The organism is Mesorhizobium sp. M1E.F.Ca.ET.041.01.1.1 (assembly GCF_003997355.1).
In the GTDB taxonomy this organism is placed as follows: Bacteria; Pseudomonadota; Alphaproteobacteria; order Rhizobiales; family Rhizobiaceae; genus Mesorhizobium.
Map to the genome: position 1 here is coordinate 1 of NZ_RZSL01000818.1, position 2,144 is coordinate 2,144.

Below are 2,144 nucleotides of genomic sequence, written 5' to 3' on the forward strand. Positions count from 1 at the left end.
GTGACGATGTTGGTGGCGACGATCGCGGAGGCGCCGCAGATCGAAGTGCCGGCGGCGATCAGTTGCGCCAGCTTGGCGTCGACGCCGATCAGGCGGCCGAATGTGACGGTGAAGAAGAAGGTGGCGCCAAGCGTGGCGGCGACGATGCCGACGCCGCCGAGGCCGATGCCCGCCACCTGGCCGAGCGTGAGCTGGAAGCCGAGTAGCACGATGGCAAAGCGCAGCAGCCGGCGCTGCGAGAAAGCGATGCCGGCCTTGGCGTGGGCCGGCATGCCGAGCACATTGGAATAGACCATGCCGGCGACGACCGCGAGGATCATCGGGCTGAACAGGGTGAGGCCGGAGAGATTGCGCGCCGAATAGGCGACGCTGGTGATCATCGCCACGAGCACGATTCCCGGCACGATGCCGGCCCAGATCGCAGGCAGGGCGGGGCTCTGGCTTCCAGAACTGGCCGAACTCGGGCCATTTGGAAGATCGTTCGCGGTGATGGGCAGGAAAGACAATGCAATTCTCCAAGCATGTTCGCCGGGGAAATGCCATTCCAGAACCAATCTTTCCAACGAATTATTCGAGTTATAATGATCGATTTTTGCGAACGATCTGGGTTTGCGCGGCAGGACTACCGAGATCGGGTGATTGCAACGTCGACGGCTCGACGGCCGGCTTGACAGCGTCGCGGCTGCTGGTCCAGCTTCACGCCATGATCGCCTTTCCGGCAAACCCGCAGCGACGCCGCCGTTCGAAGGAGCGGCATGCTGATTGCGTGAAGACAAAGGCCGGCTGACAAGCAATCCGGTTCGTCCATCCCAGCCCCCGCCCATCGAAACGATCGGCGGGGTTTTTGCATTTGGAGCGTTTGAATGACTGTCGTTTCATCGATCGAGTTTCGGCCGGCCGGCCCGGCGGATGCCGCCGCCATCACAACCATCGTGCGGGCTGCCTACGCCAAATGGGTGCCTGTGATCGGCCGCGAGCCCCTGCCGATGCGCGCAGACTACGACAAGGCGCTGGACGAGCATCAGTTCGAGCTCGCCATCGAGCACGGCCGCATCGTCGGCCTGATCGAGACCATGGCGCATGACGACCACATCTGGATCGAGAATGTCGCCGTGGCGCCGGACGCGCAGGGCAGGGGTATTGGGCGGAAGCTGCTCGACCGCGCCGAGTGCAGGGCCGTTGAAGCCGGCTGCCATGAACTTCGGCTGCTGACCAACGGCGCCTTCGCAGCCAATGTGCTGCTCTATCGCAGGCACGGCTACGCGATCGACCGCGAAGAGTCGTTCATGAACGGGACGACCGTCTATATGAGCAAGCGATTGGCGACGTAACGGCGCGCCGCCTGAAACGGATCCGGGCGACGTCTTCAAGGGTGTCGTTTTCCTGAAACCGCTGCACGGTTTTGGGCGATATGCATCAGGAATTCAGCGCTGGCTCAATCACCTTCGCTTGCGCTGGACAGGGCGGTTGCCGCATCGTTATCTCTGACGATATACGACGATCACCCCACCACAATCGAAACCAGGCGGCCACAGGGAGCGAAAGCATGTCACACGATCTGCAGTTCTATATCGACGGCGCCTGGGTCGACCCTGTGGTGCCGAACAATTTCGACGTCATCGATCCTTCGACCGAGGATGCCTTCGCGCAGATTTCGCTGGGCACCAAGGCCGATGTCGACAAGGCGGTCGCCGCCGCCAAGCGCGCCTTCGCCACCTTCGGCTTCACCGAAGTCGAGGAGCGTCTGGATATCCTCAACCGCGTCATCGAAATCTACAAGAAGCGCAGCAAGGACCTCGCGCTCGCCGTCTCGCGCGAGATGGGCGCGCCGCGCCAGATGGCCCTGGACAGCCAGGTCGGCGTTGGCCAGGCGCACCTGGAAAAGATGGCCGAGGTGCTGAAGACTTTTCAGTTCCGCCATGTCAAAGGCTCATCGCTGATCGTCAAGGAACCGGTCGGCGTCGTCGGCCTGATCACGCCATGGAACTGGCCCCTCAACCAGATCACCTGCAAGGTCGGTCCGGCTCTCGCCGCCGGCTGCACCATGGTGCTGAAGCCATCGGAGATCGCGCCGCTCGATGCCATCATCTTCGCCGAGATCATCGACGAGGCCGGCGTGCCGAAGGGCGTCTTCAACCTCGTCA

General features: G+C 62.6%; 4 protein-coding genes. 3 read left to right on the plus strand and 1 reads right to left on the minus strand.

What is annotated here, in order from left to right; all coding sequences use genetic code 11:
- Positions 1-506, minus strand: a 506-nt coding sequence (locus EOA38_RS34570) for a putative sulfate exporter family transporter (RefSeq protein ID WP_245480995.1), incomplete at its 3' end; no start/stop codon positions are given.
- Between EOA38_RS34570 and EOA38_RS34575 the strand changes: the two genes are divergently transcribed.
- The 3 genes from EOA38_RS34575 to EOA38_RS34585 all read left to right on the plus strand — a co-directional run.
- The gene (locus EOA38_RS34575; RefSeq protein ID WP_126094298.1) at positions 506-787 is read left to right on the plus strand and encodes a hypothetical protein; all 282 of its coding nucleotides are present in this window, start codon (positions 506-508) and stop codon (positions 785-787) included. The two genes, EOA38_RS34570 and EOA38_RS34575, sit on opposite strands and share 1 nt — an antisense overlap.
- A 76-nt stretch (positions 788-863) precedes the next feature.
- Positions 864-1,331, plus strand: coding sequence for a GNAT family N-acetyltransferase (locus EOA38_RS34580; RefSeq protein WP_127301329.1), 468 nt, complete (start codon positions 864-866; stop codon positions 1,329-1,331).
- A gap of 215 nt (positions 1,332-1,546) precedes the next feature.
- The coding region (locus EOA38_RS34585) for an aldehyde dehydrogenase family protein (RefSeq protein WP_127301330.1) at positions 1,547-2,144 on the plus strand (598 nt) is incomplete at its 3' end.